The organism is Streptomyces sp. NRRL B-24572, from assembly GCF_002156145.1.
GTDB lineage: Bacteria > Actinomycetota > Actinomycetes > Streptomycetales > Streptomycetaceae > Streptomyces > Streptomyces vietnamensis.
Genome location: NZ_MWIG01000300.1, coordinates 1 through 2822 on the forward strand (window position 1 = coordinate 1; position 2822 = coordinate 2822).

Annotated in this window: 3 protein-coding genes; 1 reads left to right on the plus strand and 2 read right to left on the minus strand. The window is 74.3% G+C overall.

Features of this window, described 5'->3' with window-relative positions; genetic code table 11:
- Positions 1-1346, plus strand: a 1346-nt coding sequence (locus CCN56_RS18855; RefSeq protein WP_107484181.1) for an aldehyde dehydrogenase, incomplete at its 5' end; no start/stop codon positions are given.
- On the opposite strand, the gene CCN56_RS18860 is transcribed toward CCN56_RS18855, so the two are convergent.
- Positions 1313-2458 (minus strand): serine hydrolase, encoded by a 1146-nt coding sequence (locus CCN56_RS18860; protein WP_086828326.1) that lies wholly within the window; start codon positions 2456-2458, stop codon positions 1313-1315. The genes CCN56_RS18855 and CCN56_RS18860 overlap by 34 nt on opposite strands.
- A 31-nt stretch (positions 2459-2489) precedes the next feature.
- Positions 2490-2822 (minus strand): alpha/beta hydrolase fold domain-containing protein (locus tag CCN56_RS18865; RefSeq protein WP_143664555.1); only part of this gene is annotated, 333 nt, incomplete at its 5' end.

A 2822-nucleotide genomic window follows, 5' to 3' on the forward strand; every position in this document is an offset into this window, starting at 1 on the left:
CCGACCCGGCCGACGTGCTCCTGCGCATCCCCGCGCCCGGCGCCTTCGCGGCCGTCGACACCGTCGAACGGGCCCGTGCCGCCCAGCCCGGCTGGCTCCTCGCCGGAGCCGCCGCCCGCTCGGCCGCCCTGGGCGCGATCGCCACCGCCGTCGAGGCCGCGGCCGGCGAACTGGCCGAGCTCGCCGTGCGCGAGGTGGGCAAGCCGCTGGCCGAGGCCAGGGCCGAGGTGGCCCGTACCGCCGCGATCTGGCGCTACTACGCCCAGGCCCCCTACCAGCCCACCGGAGAGGTCCACGAGACCGCGGCCGGGACCGGACTGCTCCTGACCCGGCGCCGCCCGCACGGGGTGGCGGGGCTCATCACGCCCTGGAACTTCCCCTTCGCCATCCCGACCTGGAAGGCCGCCCCCGCGCTCGCGGCCGGGAACACGGTCGTCCTCAAGCCCGCCCCCGAGGCCACCGCGTGTGCCCGGCGCCTGGCCGAGATCGTCCGACAGGCGGTGCCGGAGGCGGTGTTCACCGTCCTGCCCGGCGGCGCGACCGAGGGCAACGCGCTCGTCTCGGCCGTCGACGTCGTCTCCTTCACCGGCTCCACCCCCGTCGGCCAGGCCGTGGCCAGGGCCGCGACCGCCCGGGGCATCCCGGCGCAGGCCGAGATGGGCGGCCTGAACGCGGCGCTCGTCCTGCCCGACGCGGACATCGAGCAGGCGGCCGGCCACATCGCGGCCTCCCTCGCCGGGTACGCGGGCCAGAAGTGCACCGCCACCAGCCGCGTCATCGCGGTCGGCGCCGCCCTCGACCCGCTGCGCGAGGCGCTCTCCGAAGCGCTGAGGGCCCTGCCCGTCGGCGACCCCGCCGACCCGGCCACCGTGTGCGGGCCCCTCATCCACGAGGCCGCCCGCGACCGGGTCGTCGACGCCTGCCGGGGCCTTGCGACGCTCGCCGGCGGCACCGCGCTCGACAGGCCCGGCTGGTACGCGGCCCCGACCCTGGTGGAGAAGGTGGACCCCGGGCACCGGCTGCTGCGCGAAGAGGTCTTCGGCCCCGTCGCGACCCTGCTCGCCGCCGACGACCTCGCCCACGCGATCCGGATCACCAACTCCGTCCCGTACGGCCTGGTGACCTCCGTCCACACGGCCGACCTGAACACGGCCCTGGGCGCCCTCGACCTGCTCGACACCGGGATGGTCCGGATCAACGCCCCCTCCACCGGCGTCGACTTCCACCTGCCGTTCGGCGGCTCCAAGGCCTCCAGCCACGGGCCGCGCGAACAGGGCCGAGCGGGCCTGGAGTTCTACACGTCGGGCCGCACCTACACGGTGGCGCCGGCAGGATCCCCGGCGTGACCGCGTAGGTCTCCGCCGCACAGCGCCCGCTGGTACAGCGCCTTCATGGCGCCGTCGATGGGGTGGGGCTGCGGCCTCCCCGAGGCGTCCGGCCTGTTCCAGCGGATGAGGTTGACCGACACGGACATCTGACGTTCGCCGTCCGCACTGGTCAGGGACATCGTTCCGGATCCCCAGACGGTGCCGTCGTGCCCCCAGAAGACGGCACCGCCGAGGTCGACCCTGTGCAGTCCGAGCCCGTACTGGATCGGCGACCCGTCCAGTGCCGTGGCCGGGACCGTACGCTGCATCTCCGCAAGGGAGGCCGGGCTGACGATCTCTCCGGCGAGCAGCCGGGCGTAGAAGCGGTTGAGGTCCGCCATGGTCGACACCAGCGCGGCCGCCACCCCCACCCAGGACATGTCGTAGACGCTGTAGTCGCGCGGCGGGTCGATCAGACCGTAGAACGCCTCGTACAGCCGCGAGTGCGGGCCCTCGACCTCCGTCCCCTTCGGGAACCCGGTGTGCCGGAGCCCGGCGCGGTCGATGACGCTCCGGGTGATGCACTCCTCGGCCGGCATCCCGGTCACCCGCTCCAGGAGCTCGCCGAGGAGCAGCCAGTTGACGTTCGAGTACACCCCCGTGGGCCCGCCGGGCTCGCCCACCGGAGGCGCCGAGAGCCCCATCTCGATCAGCTCGGCCGGGCGGAAGGTACGGGACCGGTTGTCGTCCAGACTCCGCGTCGACACGTCGAGGCGGGCCGGGAACCCCTGGAGGGACGGGAACGCGTAGGTGAGGTAGTCGGGGATGCCGCTCGTGTTGTTCAGCAGCATCCGGACCGTGATCCTGCGGCCCCGCTCGCCCGGCACGAGCTCCGGCAGGTAGTCCCCGATCGGCGCGTCGAGCCGGATGCGCCCCTGCTCGACCTGGAGCAGGACGGCGGCCGCGGTGAAGGTCTTGGTGACGCTGCCGACGCGGTGCCGCATGTCGACCGTGACGGGACGGCCGGTCGCGAGATCGGCGACCCCGGACGCACCGCTCCAGGTCCGGTCCCCGTCCCGTACCGCGGCGATCACGCCCGGTATGCCGGCGTGGTGGACGTCGTCCAGGGCGGCCTGCAGTCGTGTCGTCATCACATGAGTCCTTTCTCGATCATCGGTGGGGTCAGTCGGCGAGGGCGCGGCGCAGCACGGCGCCGAGTTCGGCGTTCTGCCGCTGCGAGACCTCGGCGGAGAGGATCGCCTGCGATCCGTGGAACGTGCCGGGCCACTGGTGGATCTCGACGGACACGCCCGCCTGGAGCAGACGGACCGCGTAGGCGAGGTCCTCGTCGCGGTTCGGGCAGAACTCGGCCGAGGCGACGTACGCCGGCGGGAGGCCGGACAGGTCGGTCGCCCGCGCCGGGGCGGCGTACGGGGTGGCGGGCCGGCCGCCGAGGTAGTGCCCCCAGGCGGCGATCGCCTTGCCGCGGTGGCGCTGCGGGCGCGGGACGAGCAG

Excerpts from the sequence above, each read along its gene's own strand:
- CCN56_RS18860 (WP_086828326.1), bottom strand. The coding sequence starts at position 2,458 with ATGACGACACGACTGCAGGCCGCCCTGGACGACGTCCACCACGCCGGC.